The 1,965-nt window shown below is 70.5% G+C and carries 1 protein-coding gene; it reads left to right on the top strand.

What is annotated here, in order from left to right; translation table 11 throughout:
* The coding region (locus Q0W90_RS24390; RefSeq protein ID WP_297777245.1) for an acyltransferase domain-containing protein at positions 1-1,965 on the top strand (1,965 nt) is incomplete at both ends.

Here is a 1,965-nt window from a genome sequence, read left to right as displayed (position 1 = left end):
GGCGTGGGGCGAGCGATTGAATATCGCCACGGTCAACGGTGCTTCGGCGGTGGTGGTGTCCGGCGAGGTGGACGCGCTGACCGAACTGATGCAACGCTGCGCGGCCGACAACGTTCGCGCCCGTCGCATCGACGTCGACTACGCCTCGCATTCGGTTCAGGTGGACGCGATCCGGGATCCTCTCGCCGAGGCGCTGAACGGCCTTGCACCGCAGTCGTCTTCGGTCGCGTTCTTCTCCACCGTGACCGGCGAACTCTTCGACACCGCGGGCCTGGACGGCGACTACTGGTTCCGCAGCATCCGGCAAACGGTGCAATTCGAACGGGCGATACGCAGCGCCTGCGACGCGGGCTATCGGGCGTTCATCGAATCCAGCCCGCATCCGGTACTGATGGCCGCCATCGAAGAGACGGTGCCCGACAGCGAGCAGGCCTGCGTCATTCCGTCGTTGGGCCGCGACGACGGCGGCCTGGACCGCTTCTGGCTCTCGGTCGGACAGGCCTTCGTGGCGGGCGTGGGTGTGGACTGGCGTGCCGCGTTCGCCGGCCTCGGCGGCCGGCGCATCGACCTGCCGACATACGGGTTTGTGCGACAACATTTTTGGCTGCCGGGCGGGTCGACCGGATCCTACGATGTCGCGACCCTGGGGCTGGACGGCGCCGAGCACGGGCTGCTCGGTGCGGTGGTGCCGCGACCCGACTCCGGTGGTGTGGTGTTGACGGGCCGGTTGTCGACGGCCGCCCACCCCTGGCTGGCCGATCACGCGGTGGGCGGGACGGTGCTGTTCCCGGGCGCGGGGTTCGTCGAGATGGCCGTCCGCGCGGGTGACGAGGTCGGCTGCGGCGTGCTCGAGGAGTTGACCTTGTCGGCGCCGTTGGTGCTGCCCGCCGCCGACGGCGTGCAGGTGCAACTGGTGGTCGGCGCGGCCGACGAGTCGGGCCAGCGCCGGCTGTCGGTGTATTCCACTGCCGCGCAGCCGGGTTCGGAATGGGTGTTGCACGCCGAGGGTTTGTTGCGGCCGGGGGCGGTGACGCCGGGCGCCGACCTGTCGGTGTGGCCGCCCGTTGGGGCGACCTCCGTGGACGTCTCCGGCGCCTATGCCCGGCTCGCGCGGCGGGGCTACGAATACGGCCGGGCATTCCAGGGTTTGCGGGTGATGTGGCAGCGCGGCGATGAGCTCTTCGCCGAGATCGCGGTGCCCGACGAAGCCACCGCGGCCGGCGGCGGCTTCGGAATCCATCCTGTGCTGCTGGACGCCGCGTTGCACTCGATCGGTGTCGCCGCCGAGCAAGACCAGACCGTGTTGCCGTTCTCCTGGCAGGGCGTGTCGTTGCACGCGTCGGGCGCCGCGCGGGCGCGGGTCCGGATAGCGCCGGCAGGCGCCGGGGCGGTCTCGGTGGAATTGGCCGACGGCGCGGGGCTTCCGGTGCTGTCGGTGGGGAGGTTGGCCATGCTTCCGGTCTCCGCCGGGCAGTTGACGGCCGCGTCGGCTCCGGCGCAGCGATCGCTCGCCCAGGGATTGCTCGACGTGACCTGGTCACCGATCTCGTTGGGCAGCGATGAAGGCGGCGGCGAGGCCACACCGTGGGAGTTGGTCAATCACGGTGGCGACGTGGTGAAGTCGGTGCACGCGGCGGCCACCGAGACCTTGGACGTGCTGCAAACGTGGTTGCGCACCGACGGCGCCGGAGTGCTGGCCGTGCAGACCCGCGGAGCGGTCGCCCTTGCCGGTGAGGACGTTTCGGACCTGGCCGGTGCCGCGGTGTGGGGGTTGGTGCGGTCGGCACAGGCCGAACATCCGGGACGCATGGTGCTGATCGATTCCGATGGATCGCTGGATGTCCAAGCGGTAATCCCTTGTGGTGAACCGCAAGTGGTGGTCCGTCGGGGCGTGGCCTACGCGGCCCGGCTGCGGCCCGTGCGTGCGGATTCGGCGGTCAGGCTGCCGGCCGGTGGCTGGCGGTT

The sequence above is a fragment of the Mycobacterium sp. genome (assembly GCF_025933915.1).
In the GTDB taxonomy this organism is placed as follows: domain Bacteria; phylum Actinomycetota; class Actinomycetes; order Mycobacteriales; family Mycobacteriaceae; genus Mycobacterium.
This window is presented reverse-complemented; position numbering and strand designations above follow the sequence as displayed.